16 protein-coding genes and 4 pseudogenes are annotated in these 20623 nt (G+C 65.1%); 5 read left to right on the plus strand and 15 right to left on the minus strand.

What is annotated here, in order from left to right:
• The 3 genes and pseudogenes from AX721_RS11700 to AX721_RS11710 form a co-directional block, all read left to right on the plus strand.
• Positions 1–272: pseudogene (locus AX721_RS11700) on the plus strand (hypothetical protein); the annotation flags it as partial.
• The gene (tnpB, locus tag AX721_RS11705; protein ID WP_197422540.1) at positions 269–637 is read left to right on the plus strand and encodes an IS66 family insertion sequence element accessory protein TnpB; all 369 of its coding nucleotides are present in this window, start codon (positions 269–271) and stop codon (positions 635–637) included. The pseudogene AX721_RS11700 and the gene tnpB, both read left to right, overlap by 4 nt.
• Before the next feature lie 72 nt (positions 638–709).
• Positions 710–1720, plus strand: a pseudogene (locus tag AX721_RS11710) (IS66 family transposase); the annotation flags it as partial.
• A 431-nt stretch (positions 1721–2151) separates the two neighbouring features.
• On the opposite strand, the gene AX721_RS11715 reads toward AX721_RS11710, so the two are convergent.
• The 3 genes from AX721_RS11715 to AX721_RS11725 all read right to left on the minus strand — a co-directional run bounded on the left by AX721_RS11715 (position 2152) and on the right by AX721_RS11725 (position 5177).
• Positions 2152–3588 carry an aldehyde dehydrogenase family protein gene (locus AX721_RS11715; protein WP_068876189.1) on the minus strand — a complete coding sequence of 479 codons (1437 nt, stop codon included), beginning with the start codon at positions 3586–3588 and terminating at the stop codon, positions 2152–2154.
• Positions 3589–3605: 17 nt separating this feature from the next.
• Positions 3606–4691 carry a Zn-dependent alcohol dehydrogenase gene (locus tag AX721_RS11720; RefSeq protein WP_068876190.1) on the minus strand — a complete coding sequence of 362 codons (1086 nt, stop codon included), beginning with the start codon at positions 4689–4691 and terminating at the stop codon, positions 3606–3608.
• Positions 4692–4820: 129 nt separating this feature from the next.
• The gene (locus AX721_RS11725; protein WP_156467139.1) at positions 4821–5177 is read right to left on the minus strand and encodes a S9 family peptidase; all 357 of its coding nucleotides are present in this window, start codon (positions 5175–5177) and stop codon (positions 4821–4823) included.
• A gap of 277 nt (positions 5178–5454) precedes the next feature.
• Between AX721_RS11725 and AX721_RS11730 the strand changes: the two are divergent.
• Positions 5455–5613, plus strand: a pseudogene (locus tag AX721_RS11730) (DUF1330 domain-containing protein); the annotation flags it as partial.
• An 8-nt stretch (positions 5614–5621) separates the two neighbouring features.
• Here the strand turns inward: AX721_RS11730 and AX721_RS11735 are convergent.
• The 12 genes and pseudogenes from AX721_RS11735 to AX721_RS11785 all read right to left on the minus strand — a co-directional run bounded on the left by AX721_RS11735 (position 5622) and on the right by AX721_RS11785 (position 19677).
• Positions 5622–6644: a TauD/TfdA family dioxygenase gene (locus tag AX721_RS11735; RefSeq protein ID WP_068876247.1), complete on the minus strand. Its 1023-nt coding sequence runs from the start codon at positions 6642–6644 to the stop codon at positions 5622–5624.
• Positions 6645–6657: 13 nt separating this feature from the next.
• Positions 6658–8388: an amidohydrolase family protein gene (locus tag AX721_RS11740; protein ID WP_068876193.1), complete on the minus strand. Its 1731-nt coding sequence runs from the start codon at positions 8386–8388 to the stop codon at positions 6658–6660.
• Between the two features lie 240 nt (positions 8389–8628).
• Positions 8629–9135: pseudogene (locus AX721_RS11745) on the minus strand (transposase); the annotation flags it as partial.
• A gap of 190 nt (positions 9136–9325) precedes the next feature.
• On the minus strand, positions 9326–11053 hold the full coding sequence (locus tag AX721_RS11750) for a GMC family oxidoreductase (RefSeq protein ID WP_231733358.1): 1728 nt from the start codon (positions 11051–11053) through the stop codon (positions 9326–9328).
• A 340-nt stretch (positions 11054–11393) separates the two neighbouring features.
• Entirely contained in the window at positions 11394–12293 is a 900-nt protein-coding gene (locus tag AX721_RS11755) for an SDR family oxidoreductase (protein WP_068876195.1), read from the minus strand.
• A gap of 24 nt (positions 12294–12317) precedes the next feature.
• Entirely contained in the window at positions 12318–13874 is a 1557-nt protein-coding gene (locus tag AX721_RS11760) for an AMP-binding protein (protein ID WP_231754713.1), read from the minus strand.
• A 123-nt stretch (positions 13875–13997) separates the two neighbouring features.
• Positions 13998–14390, minus strand: coding sequence for a Zn-ribbon domain-containing OB-fold protein (locus tag AX721_RS26815; RefSeq protein WP_082765619.1), 393 nt, complete (start codon positions 14388–14390; stop codon positions 13998–14000).
• Complete coding sequence (locus AX721_RS11765) at positions 14387–15562, minus strand: thiolase domain-containing protein (RefSeq protein WP_068876197.1); 1176 nt, start codon at positions 15560–15562, stop codon at positions 14387–14389. The genes AX721_RS26815 and AX721_RS11765 overlap by 4 nt, the downstream gene beginning before the upstream one ends.
• A 408-nt stretch (positions 15563–15970) precedes the next feature.
• Positions 15971–16843, minus strand: a complete 873-nt coding sequence (locus AX721_RS11770) for a F0F1 ATP synthase subunit gamma (protein ID WP_068876198.1) — start codon at positions 16841–16843, stop codon at positions 15971–15973.
• Between the two features lie 30 nt (positions 16844–16873).
• Positions 16874–18406, minus strand: a complete 1533-nt coding sequence (atpA, locus tag AX721_RS11775) for a F0F1 ATP synthase subunit alpha (protein ID WP_068876199.1) — start codon at positions 18404–18406, stop codon at positions 16874–16876.
• A 5-nt stretch (positions 18407–18411) separates the two neighbouring features.
• Positions 18412–18966, minus strand: coding sequence for a F0F1 ATP synthase subunit delta (locus AX721_RS11780; RefSeq protein WP_068876200.1), 555 nt, complete (start codon positions 18964–18966; stop codon positions 18412–18414).
• Positions 18967–19338: 372 nt separating this feature from the next.
• A complete protein-coding gene (locus tag AX721_RS11785) occupies positions 19339–19677 on the minus strand; it encodes a hypothetical protein (RefSeq protein WP_068876201.1) in 339 nt (112 codons plus the stop codon).
• 283 nt (positions 19678–19960) lie between these two features.
• On the opposite strand from AX721_RS11785, the gene AX721_RS11790 reads away from it, so the two are divergent.
• Positions 19961–20599: a PEPxxWA-CTERM sorting domain-containing protein gene (locus tag AX721_RS11790; protein ID WP_068876202.1), complete on the plus strand. Its 639-nt coding sequence runs from the start codon at positions 19961–19963 to the stop codon at positions 20597–20599.
• Positions 20600–20623: the final 24 nt, after the last annotated feature.

Consider the following 20623-nt stretch of genomic DNA (forward strand, 5'->3'; position numbering starts at 1 on the left):
TGTCGGACGTGGCGCGGCGCCACGACATCCGCCCGCAGCAGCTGTTCGGCTGGCGTCGCGGGATGCGGATCGTGGACCCTGAGCCGCCGATGACCTTCGTGCCGGCGCTGGTGGAGCCGCCTGCGAAGGCTGAGCGGGCGCGGCCGAGGCCGGCGCGGGCGGGTCGCGGCGACTTCGAGCTGGAGATCGACGGGGTGGTGGTCCGGGTGCGCCGCGGCCCGGAGGCCAAGACCGTGGCGGCGGTGATCAAGGCGCTGAAGGCCGTGCGGTGATCCCTGCCTTCGCGGGGACGCCGGCCTCGGTGCGCGTGCTGGTGGCGACCCGGCCGGTGGACTTCCGCAAAGGCATGGGCGGGCTGGCGGCGCTGGTGAAGGATCAGCTGCTCAAGGACCCCTACTCGGGCGTGGTCTACGTCTTTCGCGCCAAGCGGGCCGACCGGGTGAAGATGATCTGGTGGGATGGCACGGGCCTGTGGCTCCTGGCCAAGACGCTGGAGCAAGGCGCCTTCAGCTGGCCGAAGGTGCAGGATGGGGTGATGCGGCTAACGCCGGCGCAGCTCGCGGCCCTGCTGGAGGGCCTCGACTGGCGGCGGGTGCAGCAGATGCGCCGGACGCGGGTGCCGCAGGCCACGGCCTGAAGGCTGCGGCGAAGTGAATCAGGCCGCACGCGGGGGCGCCACGAGGCCGCTCGAATATGGTCAGATCGCCCTATGGCCCAGGCGCTTCCCGGCGATGTCGAGACGCTGCAAGCCCTGCTCCTGAAGGAGCGGGCCGAGCACGCAGCCGCCCTGCTGGCCAAGGATCATGCCGACGCCGAGAACGAGCGCCTGCGCCAGATCATCAAGGCCTTGCAGCGCACCGCTTCGGCCGGCGCGCCGAGACCCTGGACGCCGATCAGCTGGCCCTGGGGCTGGAAGACGTCGAGCAGGAGATCGCCGCCGGCGAGGCCGGGGCGAAAGCCCGCTTCGCCGGCCGCAAAGACCGAGCGCGCGGCCAGGCGGCGGACCAACCGCGGCGCGCTTCCGGCGCACCTGCCCAGGATCGAGACGGTCGTCGACATCGCGGACAAAACCTGCCCGGGCTGCAGCGGCGCTTTGCACAGGATCGGCGAAGACATCGCCGAGCAGCTGGACATCGTGCCCGCCCAGCTGCGGGTGCTGGTGGTGCGCCGGCCCAAATACGCCTGCCGGAGCTGCGAGGAAGCTGTGGTGCAGGCGCCCGCGCCGGCGCGGCTGATCGAGGGCGGGCTGCCGACCGAGGCGACCGTGGCCCATGTCGTGGTCGCCAAGTACGCCGATCACCTGCCGCTGTACCGCCAGGCGCATATCTACGCCCGCCAGGGCATCGCCCTGGACCGCTCGACGCTCGCCGACTGGACCGGGCGGGCGGCCTGGCTGCTCAAGCCCCTGCACACCCGGCTGCTGGAGCGCTTGAAGGCCTCGGGCAAGCTCTTCGCCGCCGAGACGACCGCCCCGGTGCTCGATCCTGGGCGGGGGCGGACCAAGACCGGCCAGCTCTGGGCCTATGCCCGCGACGACCGGCCCTGGGGCGGGCCCGACCCGCCGGGCGTGGTCTATGTCTATGCGCCCGATCGCAAGGCCGAGCGCGCCGCTGCGCACCTGGCGGGCTTCAAGGGCGTGCTGCAGGTGGATGGCTACGCCGGCTACCGGCCGCTGGCCGAGGCGGGCGACATCCGCCTGGCCTTCTGCTGGGCGCATCTATGGATGCCCCCGCTCTTGCAAGGTTCTTCTGAGCAACGACGGCACGATAAGTCGGGCGACAAATGCGGCGCACGCCAGACGGAAGTATCCGCATCGTCTCATCCGTGGCTGTCTTTGGGTTATAAAGGCGGCGTGGTTGAGCGAACAAACCTTGAGGTGAGCCCACGTTCGGCCGGGCCCGTTGGGCGGCGACCGGCGGCCTGGTCGTATCGAGACTCAAGCCAACCTGATCCTGGGATTGAGCGAGGGCAAGCGGACATCCACCAGGCCGTCTCCGACAGCGGCAACCCGGCGTCAATCTCAGGAATCCCAAACGATTCAGTCAGGTCACAGAATGCTCAAGGCTCGGCTCGTGTGGCGGCGGTTTGGTTCGCACCAAGCGCCCCATGAGCGTTGGTTCCGCCCTGGCTGCATTGAATTTCATAGCCTGATCAGGCCTCTTGCTTCGGCGAGTAGCCGAGGATGGCCTTGGTTTCCAGGAACTCGTGGAAGCCGAAATCGCCCCACTCGCGCCCGTTGCCGCTCATCTTGTAGCCGCCGAAGGGGGCCATCATGTCGCCGCCGCCGCCGTTGATCGACACCTGGCCGGCGCGCAGCTTGCGGGCCACGCCGCGGGCCTTTTCGAGGTCCTCGGCCTGCACATAGGCGGCCAGGCCGTACTCGGTGTCGTTGCCGACCTCGATGGCCTGTTCGAGGCGGTCATAGCCGAGGATCGACAGCACGGGGCCGAAGATCTCTTCCTTGGCGATGGTCATCTCGTTGGTGACGTTGGCGAAGACGGTGGGCTTCACATAATAGCCCTTGTCGAGGCCGTCCGGACGGCCGACGCCGCCGGAGACCAGGGTCGCGCCCTCGTCGATGCCGGCCTGGATCAGCTTCTGGATCTTGTTGAACTGGATTTCCGAGACCACGGGACCCAGCTGGCTGTTGCCGTTCGGGTCGCCGACGGTGACGGTGGAGACCGCCTCGCGGGCCACGGTGATCGCCTCGTCCATGCGGCCCTTGGGGACCAGCATGCGGGTGGGCGCGTTACAGGACTGGCCGGAATTGGTCATCATGGTGGCGACGCCGCGGGCGACGCCCTTGGCGAAGGCTGAGTCGTCCAGGACGATGTTGGGGCTCTTTCCGCCCAGCTCCTGGGCCACGCGCTTGACGGTCGGGGCGGCGTTCTTGGCCACCTCGATGCCGGCGCGGGTGGAACCGGTGAAGGAGACCATGTCCACTTCCGGGTGGCTCGACAGCGGGACGCCGACGCCGATGCCGTCGCCCTGGACCATGTTGAAGACGCCGGCGGGAACGCCCGCGGCATGCATGATCTCAGCGAAGATGTGGCCCGAGAACGGGGCGACTTCCGAGGGCTTCAGCACCATGGTGCAGCCCGTCGCGATGGCCGGGGCCACCTTGCAGACGATCTGGTTGAGGGGCCAATTCCAGGGGGTGATGAACCCGCAGACGCCGATGGGCTCCTTCACGATGAGGGTCGGACCGCGGTCTTCCTCGAACTTGAAGGTCTTCAGCACTTCCACGGCGGTGGCCAGGTGGCCCATGCCGATCGGAACCTGGGCGCGCTGGGCGAGGTTGGCGGGGGCGCCCATTTCCTCGGTCACGGCGGTGGCCAGGTCGCCGAAGCGCTTCTGATATTCGGCCAGGATGCGGCCCAGGACTTCCAGGCGCTCCTCGCGGGTGGTCTGGCTCCAGGCCGGGAAGGCGGCGCGGGCGGCCTTGACGGCCTTGTCCACGTCGGTGGCGTTGCCCAGTGAGATCTTGCCGCAGACGTCCTCGGTGGCCGGGTTGATGACGTCGAGGGTCTTCTTCTCGACCGGATCGACCCATTCACCGTTGATGTAGAACTTCAGGTACTCGCGCATGGGCTCTCGCTAACTCGTTAGATGTTGAACATGATGACCGAACGGGCCAGTTCGCCGCGCTTCATGTCGGCGAAGCCCTCGTTGACCTGCTCCAGCTTGATGCGCTGGGAGATCATCTGGTCGAGCTTCAGCTTGCCGTTCATGTAGAAGTCGACGAGGCGGGGCATGTCGACCGGGAAGCGGTTGGAGCCCATCATCGAGCCCTGCAGCTTCTTCTCGCCCAGGAAGGCGGCGCCCATCAGGGTGATGCTCTGGCCGACCGGGATCATGCCGATGATGTTGGCCGTGCCGCCGCGGCGCAGCATGTTGAAGGCCTGCTCGGCGGTCTTGGACAGGCCGATGGCCTCGAAGGAGTGGTGCACCCCGCCCTTGGTCATTTCGAGCACTTCCTTGACCGCATCGGTCTGGGAGGCGTCGATGAAGTCGGTGGCGCCGAACTCCATGGCCAGGTTGCCCTTGGAGCCCACCATGTCGATGGCGATGATGCGGCCGGCGCCGGCGATGGCCGCGCCGTTGATGGCAGAGAGGCCCACGCCGCCGCAACCGATCACGGCCACGGTCTCGCCGGGACGGACGCCCGAGGTGTGGATCGCCGCGCCGACGCCGGTCATCACCGAGCAGCCGATGAGGGCGGCGCGGTCCAGCGGCATGTCCTTGCGGATCGCGACGCAGGCATGCTCGTGGATCAGCATGTGCTCGGCGAAGGACGACAGGTTCAGGAACTGGATGATCGGTCCGGCGGCGGTGGTCAGCCGGGGCTCTTCATCGGCGCCGCGCTTGGTCTCGGGCGAGACGCAGAGTGAGAGGTGGCCCGTCAGGCAGGACTCACAGTGACCGCAATAGGCCGAAAGGCAGGTGATGACATGGTCGCCCACCTTCACGGTGCGGACTTCCGAGCCCACCTGCTCGACGATCCCGGCGCTCTCGTGGCCCAGCACCGCCGGCAGCGGGTGCGGGTAAGAGCCTTCCATGAAGTGCAGATCGGAGTGGCACAGGCCCGCGGCCACGGTGCGGATCAGGACCTCGTGGGGCCCCGGCTTGTTGATCTGGACGTCTTCGATCTGAAGCGGCTTGCCCACTTCGCGCAGCACGGCGGCTTTCATCCTGGCGTTCCCCGAACAGCGCCCGCCTTAGCGGGCGGATTATCGAAGTCCGGGTATGCCCGAGACTTCCGAGAGGGCAACCTTATCGCCGTTCAGATGGCGCGCGCCAAGGGAAATTGGCGGCTCTCCTCAGGCACTCGCGGGCGCCGCGGGTTTGAGCCGCGATAGGGTCATTCGTTTGGGCCAGGCCGCCGGCCATTTCGGCCAGCGCAGGCGGAAGTCACGCCGCGGCGGGATGCAACCCTCCAGTGTGGCCAACAGGTCCTCGGCGGGTCCGTCGTTGAGGAAATGGTTGGCGCCCGTCACCCGCTCGAACCGCATCGGCCGCCGCGTGCGGGTCTCGGCCACCAGCTTCTCGGCCAGCTCGATGGGCGCGAAATCGTCCTGATCGCCGTGCACGACGAGGACCGGGACCTTGAGGTTGCGCAGGGCCGTATGGCATGCCGTGCAGCTGGTCGGGCTGGTTGGTGACCTCCAAGACGGCATGGCGCACCTCGCGGGGAATGATCTTCAGCATCCGGGCCCCGACCTTCAGCAGCCACGCGGCCGTCGGTCCGGGCTGGCCGTAATAGCCCGACAGCAGCACCAGGCCGGCCACCTCGCCGGGATTCGGGGGACGGTCAGAGTGACCCGACAGGTTGCTCAACCTGCATTCTTAGGTGACCCACCCTGTTCCTAACGGGCGATCCCCATGCGTTGACGTTAGCCCAACGTGACTGGTTGCGACGACGCGATGCCTGCAAAGCAGCTTTGTGCATTAAGGAGCTTTATCGCCGAATATCCCGGCGGCGGCGCCTTCCTGGCGATGGTGACGGACCCCGAGTACGGCGAACTGGTCAAGCACCGGCAGGCGGCGGTGGAGGATTCGCGCCTGATCTGCATGGCCCCGGTGGCGGACCCTGGGGAGGGGTTCGGGGAGTAGCTGAGCCGCTACTCCGCCGCGTCCAGCCGGCTGATCACCCGCTTGTCGTTCCAGTGGGTGTCGATGTTGCGCCGGAAGTAGGGCGGCCGATCGGACAGCACCTCGGTCTCCAGCCACAGCCGCTTCAGGTGGCGGATCTTTCCCGCCGAGCGGTCGTCCTGGTATTCGGTGCGGCCGTGCAGGACGTGGAAGTTGTTGACGAACTGCATGTCGCCGGGCTCGAAGCCCATGATCACCGAATAGCGGCCGCTCTCGGCCGCGTCCTCGATCCAGGTCAGGGCTTCCCGGGCCTTGTCGGTCAGACGGGGAGCGTCGGGGATGCGCTGGGAGGCGCGGATGTATTGCGGGATCGCCCGTACGAACAGGCGGTCGTTCCATTCAGTGAACACCGGCACCGTGTACCAGCCCTTGGTCGCCGGCTTCTGCTCGCCGCGGAAATCGTAGGGCTGGGGCAGATACATTTCCGCCGCCAGGTCCGGCCGCTCCCGCACCAAGTCGTTGTGCAGGGCGACCGAGTTGGCCACGCCCGAGAGGCCGCCGGAGACGCCATTGGCCAAGCACATCAGACCCACGAGGTCCGCGCCGTCGCAGTGGTAGCCGAGCTTGATGCCGCCCAGCTCGTTGCCGCGGGCGGTGGGGTCGTCCAGGGCCTTGCCCTGGTCGGTGACGTCGCCCAACAGGTGGCCGTACTTGTTCTGCGCCCAGGGTTTGCCCAGGTGCATGCCGATGCCCCAGTAGATCAGGCACATCTCGTCGTTGGAGTAGTGGTCGCGTTCAACGCCGCGGATGCGCACGAAGCCGCGGCCGTTGATCAGCTCGTTCTCGATCCGCTTCAGCCGAGCCGCCAGGGTCGGCAGGGGAAAGTCCGCCGCGCCGATATCCAGCAGATCGCTGGACTTGGCGCCCGCATGCTCCACAGCCGCGGCGATCTCGTCGCACTCGGCCTGGGTCAGCATCTCCGTCCACGCGGTCGGATCGGCGACATCCTCGGCGCGCCATTCGCAATGGGTTTCCAGAAGCCTGGGGGTCATGGTCATCCCTCCCCTATTCCGCCGCCATTGCCGACGGCGCAGCCTGGGCGCCGCGTAGCAGCCGGCCCGGTAGCGCGCCGGTGGGCTCGCCGTTGCGATAGGTGACGTCGCCGGCGACTATGGTCACCACATAGCCGTCGGCCCGCTGGATCAGCCGCCGCCCACCCGCCGGCAGATCGTAGGCGACCTCCGGCGCGCGAAGGCGCAGATGGTCGTAATCGATGACGTTGAGGTCGGCGCGCAGCCCGACCGCGATCCGGCCGCGGTCGAACAGCCCCACCGATTCGGCGGTGTCACGGCACTGCATGCGGATCACCGCCTCCAGGGGCAGCTTGGGGCCCCGGGTGCGGTCGCGGGTCCAGTGGGTGAGCAGGCTGGTTGGGAAGCTGCCGTCGCAGATCATGCCCACATGGGCGCCGCCGTCGCTGAGGCCCGGCACCGTGTTGGGATCGGTGAGCATCTCATAGGCCGCGTCGAGGGAGCCGTCGGCGTAGTTGAGGAAGGGCACATAGAGCATACCCTTGCCGTCCTGCGACAGCATGTGGTCGAGGGCGACCGCCTCGTTACTGAGGCCGCGCGCGCGGGCCTGGAAGGCCACCGTGGATTCCTCGGTCGGCTCGTAATCGGGCTCGGCGGCCATCAGATGCATCTGGTCCCAGGCCTGGACCATGCCGCGGGCGCCGTCCGTGGGATTTTCCGACAACAGCTGCGCGCGCACCGCCGGATTGCGCAGGCGAGCCAGCTTTTCGGCGAGGGGCAGCTTGGCCATCTCGCGATAGGTGGGATGGAAGCTGAATGGGGTCATAGTCAGCTCCAGGCCGAACAGCACCCCGACGGGCCGCGCGGCCACCTGAGCCTTCATCGGCAGGCCGGCGGCCACCGCGTCGGCGAGGGCGGCCAGCAGCACCTTGTAGGCCCGGGGCCCGCGCGGGCTCTGCACCAGGGTGAAGGCCAACGGTCGGCCGGAGGCCTCCACCAGCCGGCGCATCATGGCGAACTCGGCCTCGGGATCGTTGAAGTCGGACACGAACTGCAGCGTGCCGCGGCCGGCGGCCTTCAGCCCCATCGCGATGCCCATCAGTTCGTCTTCGCCCGCGGTGAGCGTCGGAGTCGGCTGACCGTCGCTGGTGCGGTGGTTGAGTGTGCGGGAGGTGGAAAAGCCCATGGCCCCGACCTCGGCCGCGCGGCGGGCGATGGCGGCCATGGCGGCGATGTCGGCTGGGGTTGCGGCCTCGCGATTGGCGCCGCGCTCGCCCATCACATTCACCCGCACCGCGGCGTGGGGCAACTGGGCGCCGATGTCGATGTCGAAGCGCCGCCGGCTGAGCGCGTCCAGGTAGTCGGGGAAACTCTCCCAGTTCCAGGGCAGGCCCTGGCTGAGCACCGGGAAGGGGATGTCCTCCACCCCCTCCATCAAGCGCACCAGCCGGTCGTGGTCCTCGGGTTTGCAGGGGGCGAAGCCCACCCCGCAATTGCCCATGATCACGCTGGTCACCCCGTGCCAGGACGAGGGCTGCATGCGCTCGTCCCAGGTGGCCTGGCCGTCATAGTGGGTATGGACGTCGACGAAGCCGGGGCTGACCAGCTTGCCGCGGGCTTCGATCTCCTCGCGGCCCCGGCCGTTCACCTGGCCGACAGCGACGATGCGGCCGTCCTTGATCCCGACATCGGCCTCACGGCCCGTCGCGCCCGTGCCGTCCACCAGATGGCCACCGCGCACGACCAGATCGTAAGCCTGTTCCATGACCCGCGTTTCCTTATCGTTGTTTAGTCGATATTTCCCATATGGCCGGCGCATCCTGACATCTTGGTGGACGATAACCCCGGCCCGCGGCGGAGATCAATACCGGCGATCCCGTGATCGCGCTGTTCGCCGCCTGATCGGCGATGTGTTCGCCATTTCGATGGGAATTCCCTGCTCTTGGCCGACGTCTGGACGCACGTCTCCTGTCGATGGTCCACCAGGCCGGTAAGGGTATCCCCCTCAACATCGTGGCAGCGGCGACGGACGCAACGACGCGATGGCGTCGAGGATCTGCTGGAACAAGTCGTGCGAGACCATGACCTCGGCCATTTGGAACGTGATCGACCGCCCGTGCCGGACGACCTTCGCGCCGATCTTCACCAGCCGGTCGCGCAATGTGGTCATCGACCAATGGCTGACCTCATTGGGAAACGTCAGTGTGCGGAGGAAGTTGGCGAGGTTGTAGGCCAGGGCATGCAGTCGCAGCCGCACGGCGTTGGCGGCGAAGCGGCGGCAGGACAGGCGGGTCCAGACGATCGCGTTCTTTCCCTCCTTGATGTGCTGCTCCGCCGTACCCCGCTGATTGTAGAACAGCGTCACCCGTTCCGGCGGCCGGCTTATGTTGGTCACAATGAACCCGACGCGCGGAAACAACTCGCCGGGGTGCCACTCGACCTTCGCTACCACGCGGCGGGCCTTGTTCCACGAGGCCGCCTGATAGCTGAAGCTGGCGTAATAACGGCGGACATCACGCCAGAGCCCGGTCGCCGTTGCGACATCTGATCATGGTGTCAGCTTGCGCGGGTCTTCCCGGAAGGCCGGGAAGACGTCAAGCGAGATGGGAAAGAGTAACTCCAGGGTTGAGGGGTCCGACGGCCCGCCCCTCCCGTCTCATCAATAGGTCAGCCAAGCCTCAGACACATCTCGGCTTACGGAGTTACGGCCCAGGATTGGAACGGTCACCAACGTCGAGGACAAGCGTGTATCGTGTATCTGTCTTCATCGTTCTTAATATCTCTCTTGCCGCCATCGCCTTCCCGAGGATCATGTCCGAAGCCTTTTCAGCGATCATCATCGTCGGTGCGTTGGTGTTGCCTGAAACGAGGCGCGGCATGACCGAGGCGTCTACGACGCGCAGCGCCTCAACGCCTCGCACCCGGAGCTGCGAATCTACCACAGCCATAGGCCCGCGGCCCATCATGCAGGTGCCGACCGGGTGGTAGATGGTGGTGCCGCCCATGCGAGCATAAGTCAGCAACATTTCGTCAGTCTCGAATCCTAGCCCGGGGTTCATCTCGTGGTCGATGTAGCGAGCGAGAGCCGGTTGGCTCGCTATCTTGCGTCCCCACTTAAGGCCCGCAATCGCGACCTCTTGGTCGAGCGGATCGGCCAAATAGTTGGGCGCGATAGCTGGGTAAACGCTGGAGTCGGCCGACTTGATGCGGATCGTGCCACGGCTTTCAGGGCGCAGTTGGCAGGGAGCGATGGTGAGGCCTGGCTCACCTTCAAGTTCCATCTTCTGCTGGGTGGCGAGCTTTTCTGCGTCCATGGTGGCCGGCAAGATATGGAACTGGATGTCAGGTGTAGAGAGATCGGGCCGCGATTTGACGAAGGCGGCGATATGCGCGGCCGACAGCGTGAGAAGCCCCCGCCTCAAGAAGGCGTACTTCAGGGCCTCCCCCACGAGTCGCCGACCTTTAGACATCTCATTGACGGAGAGGACCCCCTTCTTCAACCGGTAACGCAGGCCGACCACGTAGTGATCCTGCAGGTTTTCGCCTACGCCCGGCACGTCCGCCACCACGGGAATTCCGTGCTCTTGCAGAAGGGCCGCAGGACCGACGCCAGAAAGCTGTAGGAGTTGGGGCGAATTGACCGCGCCGCCGGCCAGGATCACCTCGGCATTGGCTGTCGCCGTCCGTCGCATACCGTTCTGGGTGAACTCGACGCCGACCGCGCGCTTCTCCCGGAAGAGGACCCGGGTGGCGAGGGAACCGGTTTCAACGACAAGGTTCGATCGCTTCAGAACCGGATGTAGATATGCGACCGCGGCGGACCAGCGCCGGCCGTTCTTCATTGTCACCTGGAACCAAGTCGCCCCTTCCTGCTGAGCGGCGTTCAGATCCTCTATACGCGGCAGGCCCGCCTGCACACATGCATCTATGACGGCGTCCGACACAGGATGGCCGTCGCGCATGTCGGAGACGTTTAGGGGGCCACCCGTGGCGTTCCAATCGTCCGCTCCGCGCTCCTGATGCTGCGAACGCAGAAAATACGGCTTCACATCATCATAGGACCAGCCTTCGCATCCGAGCTGCCGCCAGCCATCATAATCCTCCCGCTGGCCGCGAATGTAGAGCATCGCGTTGATTGAGGATGAGCCGCCCAACACCTTGCCACGCGGCCAGGCATGCTGACGCCCGCCCGAGCCGGGATCGGGTTCGGTTTGGTAGAGCCAGTTGACCTTCGGATCCTTTAACGTCTGCGAGTAACCCACAGGGACATGGATCATCACATTCGATAAGAATTGTGAGGGGTTATGCATCGGCCGGTCGTCGCCGCCTGCTTCCAATAGAAGCACGCGCGTCTTGCCGTCAGCGGTAAGACGATTGGCGAGGACGCATCCTGCCGATCCCGCACCCACGATAATGTAGTCCACCTGCAGGCTAATGGCACGAACTCCAACGCTTACCAAATATCAATATTGCACGACCATAGTCGATAAGCCTTGAGCCGAGATGTACGAACAATAACGCCATCGTTTTAGAGGAAATATTGCTCTGGAATACCTGGCGGATATGGCCCTTCCCTTCTCGGAAAGCTACAGTATTGAAGAGTCCACCGCTGATGGTTGTGCGCTCGGGCAGCGAACGCCGAGTCCTAAAGGGATTTTCTTTCACTATCAGCATTCGTGTCATTCGGTCGCCCGCCTCTTTTCGTCTTAGATCGCCGTTGGGAACCAGCGGACCTGAATCGGTGGTCCGCCTTGCCTGATTGGGAACGCCTCAACCGCCAATCGCATCCGGCTGTCTCGACTTGCTGATGAGGTCCTTGACGATTGGGCCGAGTTCGTTCGGGTCGAAACGCCGCTTCGGATTTATGGCCGGCCCGCGATGCCAGCGCTCGAAGACTGTCAGCCGCCCCCCCGTGGATTCGAAGACCTGGCCCGTCACGTCCTTCGACTCGCTGCTCCCGAGCCAGACGACGATCGGTGCGATATTGGCAGGATCACGGGGGTTCCACTCACCCGCAGGCACCTCGACGCCGTAACCAAGATCTTCCGTCATCCGGGTAAGCGCCCCCGGCGAGATCGCGTTCACCGTGACCCCGTAGCGCGCGAGCTCCATCGCCGCGGTAATCGTAAAGGCGGCGATGCCCGCCTTGGCCGCGCCATAGTTGCATTGCCCCTGATTGCCCAGTAACCCGGAAACAGAAGTAGTATTGATGATCCGAGCGTCGACTGGATTGCCTTCCTTGGCGCGCGCCCGCCAATAATCAGCGGCGTGGCGAGCTGGACAAAAAGTGCCGCGAAGATGAACCTTGATGACCGCATCCCATTCGTCGATCGCCATGTTGGCCAGCATGCGATCGCGCAAAATGCCAGCGTTGCTCACGAGAACATCGAGGCTGCCAAAAGTCGCGGTCGCCTGATCGATCATCCGTTTGGCGCCCTCCCAATCTGATACGTCGTCGCCATTGGCGACCGCCTCTCCTCCCATCGCCCTGATTTCCGCCACCACGGCTTCAGCGGGTTCGCTCGATCTGCCCTCCCCCGTCCGCTCGCTACCGAGATCATTCACCACAATCCTGGCGCCTTGGCGCGCAAACTCTAGGCAGTGCTCCCGCCCTATACCCCTCGCCCCACCCGTCACAATGACGACGCGCCCCTCGCACAATCCAGCCATTCCCAGATCCTTGTTTCGTTGGATTTAGATCTTCTTCTCGCCCTGCCAGTATCTATCGCGGACCGTTCGTCGCACGATCTTGCCGGTCTCAAGCCGCGGAAGATCATCGGCGAAATCGACGGTGCGCGGGCGTTTGTAAGTGGCGAGGCGCGCCGCCGCGAAGACCAGTATTTCCTGGGCAAGCGCCTCGTTGGGTTCGTATCCTTGGTTGAGTTGGACCACGGCCTTGACTTCTTCGCCCCAGTCCGGGTTAGGCACGCCCACCGTCGCCACATCCTTGACCGCCGGGTGTTGGAGGACCTCCTGATCGATTTCCGATGGATAGATATTCACTCCGCCAGAGATGATTACCTCGGCGCTGCGACCGGTCAGAAAGAGAAATCCATCCTCGTCCACGTAGCCCAGATCGCCCATCGTGTAGAACGCTCCACGGTAGACGCCTGCAGTCTTCTCCGGAGCTTTGAAGTACTCGAACCTCCCGGTCGCAGGCGCCTCGAAATAGACGGTTCCAACATCGCCCTGCGGCAATTCCTTACCATTCTCATCCTGAATCTGCATGACGACCCCCGCAGTGGGCCTGCCTACAGAGCCAGGTTTGTTCAGCCACTCGGCCGGCTCGATGAACACCCCGCCGCCTTCGGTTGCGCCATAGTATTCGAAAACAACGGGCCCTAGCCATTCGAGCGCCGCCTGCTTCACATGCACCGGACATGGAGCCGCGCCGTGAAGCACCCAGCGCAGTGATGAAACATCATATTTCGAGCGGATGTCGGGGGTGAGGTGGAGGAGCCGATTGAGCATCGTCGGCACGATGTGGGTATGGGTGATGCGATGCTGATCGACTAAACGGAGCATTGCCTCCGCATCCCATTTGTCCATCAGTAACGTGTGAACCCCCGCGGAGAGCGGGAGCAGGAGATTCAGGCTCAGAGGTGCGGCGTGATAGAGCGGTCCGGTCACCACCGAAACGTCGTCTGCGCCATTGAACTGCGCCGTCTCGACCATTTTTGCAAAAAGAGAGGAAGCTGGTGGCGCGCTGCCCCGATAGACTCCCTTAGGATGCCCCGTCGTGCCCGAAGTGTAGAGCATCTGACTGCCCAGAAGGGGATTTGGAACATTCTCGCCGGATTCGCGCGCCATCAACGTGTCGTATGACGCGAAACCCTTGATCGGCCCGCCCACCGCGAGCTTGACGTGCAGACCAGACGTTGCGGAGGCCGCTTGGATCGAGGCTGCCGCGAGCCGTGCGTCAGCGACGAAGGCCTTTGCCTCGCAGTTCTCGACGATATACGCGACTTCGTCAGCAGTAAGGTGCCAGTTGACCGGCGTTAGTCGGAACCCGGCGCGTTGGCAGGCGATGACCGTTTCGACGAATTCGGGTCGGTTAGCGCAGAGAAGCGCCACCCCATCGCCAGGCACCAAGCCGGCGCCCCGCAGCAACTCGGCGAGACGATTGGCCTGAGCGTTCAACTCCGAAAATGTGCGGTCGCCTCTTTCGGACGAAATCGCAAGGCGGTCTGGTGCGCGCGCGGCGTGCCAGGCGACAACCATGCCTTTGGCCGCAGCGTCCTCGAACGACATCCTAAGCATGGGTCACACCGTTTAGCCTCAAGCCGAGCAGCGGCTTATTGGATTGGGGAGCGATCTGAGATGGTCGCGCCATAACCGATCGAGGCTGAAGGCGCTTTCGATTCGGCGAGGCGGTCATAGAGGGGTGAACATCGGAATCGCGCAGCCGTCTTCGGCCTCGACAAAATGAACACGGACCCTTTGCCCGATACAAAGCGCCCTGGCATCGCAGTCAACGATGTTGGTCAGCATCGTAACGCCCTCATTCAGAGTCACGTAGGCGATGATGTATGGTGGGTCCGCCTGGCGTGTGACGGAGAAACTATAGATTTGACCGAGGCCCGATGTTTCCTTGAGTTCGGTATCAGTTGAGTAGCAAATTGGGCATATCGAGCGTGGGTAGTAATGGTTTTCGCCGCAGGCATTGCAAGACCCGACCATGAGCCTGCCTTGTCCCGCCGCCTCCCAGAATAACCTATTCTCGACGTTCGTGACGACGCGGTGCTTGATTTTGTTCAGATTGCTCATGCGTCTTGGTGTCCGAGAATAAGGGTCGCGCTTCCCATGCGGGAGCCAAGAAGCCCTCCGGTGCCGTGCGCCAGGGCGATGTCACAGTCGGGCACCTGGACGCGAGGATGGGCCACGCCCCGTACCTGACGAACCGCTTCGATGACTTTTGTCATGCCGCCACGGTTGCCCGGGTGGTTGTTGCATAGCCCACCACCGTCGGTGTTGAACGGCAAGCGCCCAACTCCGGAAATGAGGTTGCCGTCGGAGACGAACCGCCCCCCCGCTCCTTTTTCGCAGAATCCGAGATCCTCAATGGTCTCGAGCACCGTGATCGTGAACGAGTCGTAGATTGATGCGTATTTGATGTCCTTCGCCGTCACGCCCGCCTCTTCGAAGGCCTTCGGCCCCGACCAGCGCGCGCCAGAAAACGTCAGATCGACCCGTCCCGCTGAGAGATGCTTGGGCGCCTCGCCAGCGCCCAGAACCTTGACCAGAGGGCGTCGCAACCCTTTGGCTACGGCTTCGCTGACGACGACCAAGCCTCCCCCGCCGTCGGTAATCACGCAGCAATCGAGCCGATGAAGCGGATCCGCGATCATCGGAGAGGCCAAGACTTCATCGACCGTCACTATGTTTCGCAGCCTGGCGTTCTCATTATACTGAGCATGATGGGAGGCTGCGACCTTGATCCAGGCCAGCTGCTCGGACGTTGTTCCGAACTCGTGCATGTGGCGCTTGGCGCACATCGCATACATGTTGGCCACGTTTGCGCCGAACGGCGCCTCGAACGGAAAATCCGGCGCTTCGGTGTTGTGAAACCTGCCCGACTTGCCCTCTTTTGCGTCCGCTAAGGGGCGGCCCGCTAGCGTGATGAGCGCGATGTTGCAGTGACCGGCCGCGATCGCCTGCGCCGCATGATTGACATGGACCAGATAGGAGGACCCGCCGGTTTCGGTGCTATCCATGTGCCGTACGTTCTGCAGGCCGAGGTACTCGATCATGTTGAGCGGACCCAGGCCAGGCGCATCGCCGGCGCAGAAGTACGCGTCCACATCACCCATGCTCAGCCCGGCGTCAGCGAGCGCTGCCTTCGCAATTTCGGCATGAAGTTGCGCGAGCGTCTTGTTCGCCGCCCCCCTGCAGGGATGCTCATAGATTCCTGCGACAAAGGCTTTGCCTCGAATGCTCACGTCCCGCCCCTAACTCAGTCGGCCCCTGAGGCCACGTCACGGCGAAGGGACTGCCTTCGACCCACGATTTTCGGTTCTTGGCTAACCCATCGCTAGGCTGACCGGGTTCCATTAACGGCGAATCTGGCCGCCCGTCGGGGCGATCCTTATCTCCCATATAGGAGGAAGACAAAAACACATATATGTCAGACTAGGTCAAGGCTTCGGACTGCGACCCGAATCGCTCTGGTGGTCGCCAAGGCGTAGGCGCCGCCCCGATCACCGTGGGCCGCGCGGGCATGGGAGAGCCGCGCCGGCGGACCACGCGCAGTAGGGGGTCGCTGCTGACGGGCAGCATCAGGGGTAGGGCAGGGCGGCTTGCGGGCGGGCTTCTTGGCGGTGACGGCTTCGGACATGTCTGGGTTCTCTCTAGATCGCTTCGGCGCCGGAGATGATCTCGATCAGCTCCTTGGTGATCTGCGCCTGGCGGGCTCGGTTCATCTGCAGGGTCAGGCTGGCGATCATGTCGCCGGCGTTGCGGGTGGCGTTGTCCATCGCCGTCATCTGGGCGGCGAAGAAACCAGCCTGGTTCTCCAGCATGGCGGAGAAGATCTGGGTCGTGATGTTGCGCGGCAGCAGCTCGGCCAGGATCGTCTCCTCGTCGGGCTCGTACTCATACGAGGCGCCCTTGAGGTCGATCGGCGTCGATCCAGCCGCCACCTCGGCGGGGATCAGCTGCTTGGCGGTCGGGGTCTGGGTCACCACCGACTGGAACTTCGAGAAGAACAGCGTGACCACGTCGATCTCGCCGGCGGCGAACATCGACTGGATCTTGGCCGACACCTCTTCGGCCACGGCGAGCGAGGGGTTGCCCCCGACTTCGAAGGTGTCGACCAGACGCTGGGCGTGCAGGCGGCGAAGCTGGTCGCGGGCCTTGCGGCCCACGGTCATGATCTTCACGTCCTTGCCCTCGGCCAGCAGGGCGTCGATGCGGACGCGCGCGGCGCGGACGATGGACGAGTTGAACCCGCCCGCCAGGCCGCGGTCCGACGTGGCGATCACCACCAGGTGACGCTGGCTCGCGCCTGTGCCGACCAGCAGCTTCGGCGCGCCGTCGCCCGACACGCCCGCGGCCAGATTGGCGATCACCGCCGCCATGCGCTCGGCATAGGGGCGGGAATCCTGGGCGGCGTTCTGCGCGCGGCGCAGCTTCGCCGCCGCCACCATCTGCATCGCCTTCGTGATCTTCTGGGTGGATTTCACCGCAGAGATCCGATTGCGCATTTCCTTGACGCTGGCCATCGCCGGCTACCTGCTCCTGTCCGTCAGGTCTTAAGCGAAGGTCTCGGCGAAGCCGGCGAGAACCTTCTTGAGGTCGTCTTCGACGTTCTTCAGGTCCTTCTCGATGCGGATCTTGTCCAGCAGCGGCTGATGCTTGGCGTGCAGGTGGGCCAGCAGTTCACGCTCGAAGCGGCCGACATGCGCGGTCGGGACCTTGTCGAGATAGCCGCGGGTGCCCGCGTAGACCACCGCCACCTGTTCTTCCACCGCGAGCGGGGCGTACTGGGGCTGCTTGAGGAGTTCGGTCAGACGCTCGCCGCGCGCGAGCATCCGCTGCGTCGCCGCGTCCAGGTCGGAGCCGAACTTCGCGAAGGCGGCCATTTCCCGGTACTGGGCGAGCTCGCCCTTGATCGGGCCGGAGGCGGTCTTCATCGCCTTGATCTGGGCCGACGAGCCCACGCGGCTCACCGAGATACCCACGTTCACGGCGGGGCGGATGCCCTGGAAGAACAGGTCGGTCTCGAGGAAGATCTGGCCGTCGGTGATCGAGATCACGTTGGTCGGGATGTAGGCCGACACGTCGTTGGCCTGGGTCTCGATCAGCGGCAGGGCGGTCAGCGAGCCCGAGCCGTTGTCCTCGTTCAGCTTCGCCGCGCGCTCCAGCAGGCGGCTGTGCAGGTAGAACACGTCGCCCGGATAGGCTTCGCGGCCCGGCGGACGGCGCAGCAGCAGCGACATCTGGCGGTAGGCGACGGCCTGCTTGGACAGGTCGTCATAGATGATGACGGCGTGCATGCCGTTGTCGCGGAACCACTCGCCCATGGCGCAGCCGGCGAACGGGGCCAGGAACTGCAACGGGGCCGGCTCCGACGCCGTGGCCGACACGACGATGGTGTAGTCCAGGGCGCCGCGCTCTTCGAGCGTCTTGACGATCTGGGCCACGGTCGAGCGCTTCTGCCCGATGGCGACGTAGATGCAGTAGAGCTTGGCGCTCTCGTCCGTGCCGGCGTTGATCGACTTCTGGTTCAGGATCGTATCGATCGCCACGGCGGTCTTGCCGGTCTGGCGGTCGCCGATGATCAGCTCGCGCTGGCCGCGGCCGACGGGGATCAGGGTGTCGATGGCCTTCAGGCCGGTCTGCACGGGCTCATGCACCGACTTCCGCGGGATGATGCCCGGCGCCTTGACGTCCACGCGGCGGCGCTCGGCCACGTTCTGGATCGGACCCTTGCCGTCGATCGGCTCGCCCAGCGGGTTCACGACGCGGCCCAGCAGGCCCTTGCCGACCGGCACGTCCACGATCTCGCCCAGGCGGCGGACTTCGTCGCCTTCCTTGATGGCGCGGTCTTCGCCGAAGATCACGACGCCGACGTTGTCGCGCTCCAGGTTCAGGGCCATGCCCTTCACGCCGGCGGAGGGGAACTCCACCATTTCACCGGCCTGCACATTGTCCAGGCCATAGACCCGGGCGATGCCGTCGCCGACGCTGAGCACCGAACCGACGTCGGAGACGTCGGCTTCTTCGCCGAAGTTGGCGATCTGCGACTTGAGGATGGCCGAGATCTCGGCGGCGCGGATATCCATGGTTCTTACGCTCTCTTCAGGGCGAATTTCAGGGAGTCGAGCTTCGAGCGCAGCGAAGCGTCGAACAGACGGGAGCCGACCTTCACCTTGATCCCGCCCAGGAGGGCCGGATCGACGCGGGTCGTGATTTCAGGGTCCTTGCCGAGCGCCTGGCGGAGCGCGGCCTGGACGCCCTTGGCCTGGGCGGAGGTCAGGGCGATGGCGGTGGTCACCTCGGCCGACACCGCGCCGCGCGCGTCGGCGGCGAGCTTGGCGAAGGCGTCGATGACGTCGGGCAGGGCGGCGGCGCGGCCGTTCTCGGCCAGCAGGCCCAGGAACTTCAGCGTCGTCATGTTGAACTTGGCCTTGGCGCCGATGCCGACCAGGCCCTTGCCCTTGTCCTCGGCGCTGAACGTCGGCGAAGCCAGCAAGACGCGCAGGTCCTTGGACTCGGCGAGGGCCTTCTTCAGGGACTTGAGGTCGGCTTCCACCGCCGCCACTTGCTTCTGGTCGCTCGCAAGATCGAACAGGGCCTGGGCGTATCGGGAGCCCACATTCGCCAGAGAGGTGTCGTCCGCCACTATTATCCGCCCGGGTCGCGTTTCACGTGCCGCAAACGGACCGATCCGCTGCGACTAAAGGCTTGAAAGCGCTTGAAAAAAGCACAGCGGTCCTGGGGCTCGAAATCGCCCCCGGCCCAAAGCCGCGCGCCTACTAGCACGCGATGTTGTGCGTCGCAACGGAGGGAGAAGGGTTCCGCGACGGGAACCTTGCGCCTGTTTTGCCTGCGAAAATCGCGAGTGGGGGCATTCCGGCCAAAAAGAAGACCCGCCGGTTTCCCGGCAGGCCCACCTGCGTTCGCAGGCAGACCTCGGAAAAAAAAGACCCGCCGGTTTCCCGGCGGGTCAGTGCGACAGAAGCTCGGGTTGAGAGCTGCTGGGAGACTTGTGCGTCTATTGCTTGGCGAGCTGGGTGCCGCCGGCCTTGGCGATGGCCTTGGCGTTGCAGCTGGCCAGCTTGCCTTCGTCCAGGGTCTTGCGGCCTTCGAACGAGGCGACCACGCCAACCTTGTCGGCGATGGTCTTGCAGGTGGACGCGGCGAAGGTCTGCGAGGTCGGCGCCGCGGCGACGCAGGTGTCGCCTTCGCAGTTGAACATGGCGCCGCCGGCGATGAACTTGGTCTTCTCGGCGACCGGCGCGGCCAGCTTGGCGGTGACGGCGTCACCGGCGAAAGCCGAACCGGCGGACAGGGTGACGAGGGCGGCGCAGGCCGCAAGGAGTTGGAGCTTCATTGAGCCCTCCAGCGTTCGGGGAGTTGTCGGCGTCAAGGATTTGAGTACCGGCCCGGTCCGCCGCGTTGGCCCGCCTCGGGTATCCCCTCCCTTGGCGCGCTTCGAACTGAGCAATGCTAAGATAACGGTGTTAAGATCGGCGGTGCAACTGCTATTTGTTCGCATCAGGTATGCGAAAATGCAGACCCGCTAGGCGTCGACGCCATTCCTTCATGGAACCGTGACTGGAGCGCCAAGGGAGTCCGTCACCAGTCCGGGGTTCGTAAACCCCGGAGTCGTTCGCATGCTGAAATTCTTCGCCGTCGCCGCCCTCGCCTCGCTGCCGCTGGCCACCCCCGCCCTGGCCGAAGTCACCGTGACCCCCGTCGCTGTCACCGCCAGCAACACCTTCCCCTTCTTCGGCCAGTACAAGGCCTCCAACCTGATCGACGGCAGCGGCCTGTCGGGCGGCCTGCACGACGCCAACTACACCAACATGTGGATGACCGACCTCGGTGTCGACGAGGCGACCCTGACGTTCGATCTGGGCGGCGTGTTCAACCTCTCGAGCCTCCAGGTGTGGAATTACAACTTCGGCGTCGAGGAGTTTGCCTCCACTCTCGATCGCGCGTCCAAGGCCTTCACCCTGTCGATTTCGTTGAACGGCGTGGACTATGCCCAGGTCCTGGCCGGGGAGTTCGCCCGCGGGACGGGCGCACCGCTCGCCGCCGAGGTGTTCAGCTTCAGCGGCCAGGCGCGCTACGTCCAGCTGACGCTCGACGGCAATCACCAGGCCTATCCAGAGACCTACGGCTATGCGCCGGTCGGCCTCTCCGAAGTCCGCTTCGGCGCGGTGCCGGAACCCACCACCTGGGCGTTGCTGATCGCCGGCTTCGGCGCGACGGGCGCCGTCATGCGCCGCCGCGCGACGACCATGGTCTGACGCGCCACGAACGCCCCGGCCCGA

Source organism: Phenylobacterium sp. CCH9-H3 (assembly GCF_001557235.1).
Lineage (GTDB): Bacteria > Pseudomonadota > Alphaproteobacteria > Caulobacterales > Caulobacteraceae > Phenylobacterium.

What these genes read in the sequence shown, in the direction of transcription:
- AX721_RS11715 (WP_068876189.1), bottom strand. Translation starts at nt 3,588, where the DNA reads ATGCGCGAGTACCTGAAGTTCTACATCAACGGTGAATGGGTCGATCCG.
- AX721_RS11720 (WP_068876190.1), bottom strand. Translation starts at nt 4,691, where the DNA reads ATGAAAGCCGCCGTGCTGCGCGAAGTGGGCAAGCCGCTTCAGATCGAA.
- AX721_RS11725 (WP_156467139.1), bottom strand. Translation starts at nt 5,177, where the DNA reads ATGCCGTCTTGGAGGTCACCAACCAGCCCGACCAGCTGCACGGCATGC.
- AX721_RS11735 (WP_068876247.1), bottom strand. Translation starts at nt 6,644, where the DNA reads ATGACCCCCAGGCTTCTGGAAACCCATTGCGAATGGCGCGCCGAGGAT.
- AX721_RS11740 (WP_068876193.1), bottom strand. Translation starts at nt 8,388, where the DNA reads ATGGAACAGGCTTACGATCTGGTCGTGCGCGGTGGCCATCTGGTGGAC.
- AX721_RS11755 (WP_068876195.1), bottom strand. Translation starts at nt 12,293, where the DNA reads ATGGCTGGATTGTGCGAGGGGCGCGTCGTCATTGTGACGGGTGGGGCG.
- AX721_RS11760 (WP_231754713.1), bottom strand. Translation starts at nt 13,874, where the DNA reads ATGTCGTTCGAGGACGCTGCGGCCAAAGGCATGGTTGTCGCCTGGCAC.
- AX721_RS26815 (WP_082765619.1), bottom strand. Translation starts at nt 14,390, where the DNA reads ATGAGCAATCTGAACAAAATCAAGCACCGCGTCGTCACGAACGTCGAG.
- AX721_RS11770 (WP_068876198.1), bottom strand. Translation starts at nt 16,843, where the DNA reads ATGGCCAGCGTCAAGGAAATGCGCAATCGGATCTCTGCGGTGAAATCC.
- atpA (WP_068876199.1), bottom strand. Translation starts at nt 18,406, where the DNA reads ATGGATATCCGCGCCGCCGAGATCTCGGCCATCCTCAAGTCGCAGATC.
- AX721_RS11785 (WP_068876201.1), bottom strand. Translation starts at nt 19,677, where the DNA reads ATGAAGCTCCAACTCCTTGCGGCCTGCGCCGCCCTCGTCACCCTGTCC.
- AX721_RS11790 (WP_068876202.1), top strand. Translation starts at nt 19,961, where the DNA reads ATGCTGAAATTCTTCGCCGTCGCCGCCCTCGCCTCGCTGCCGCTGGCC.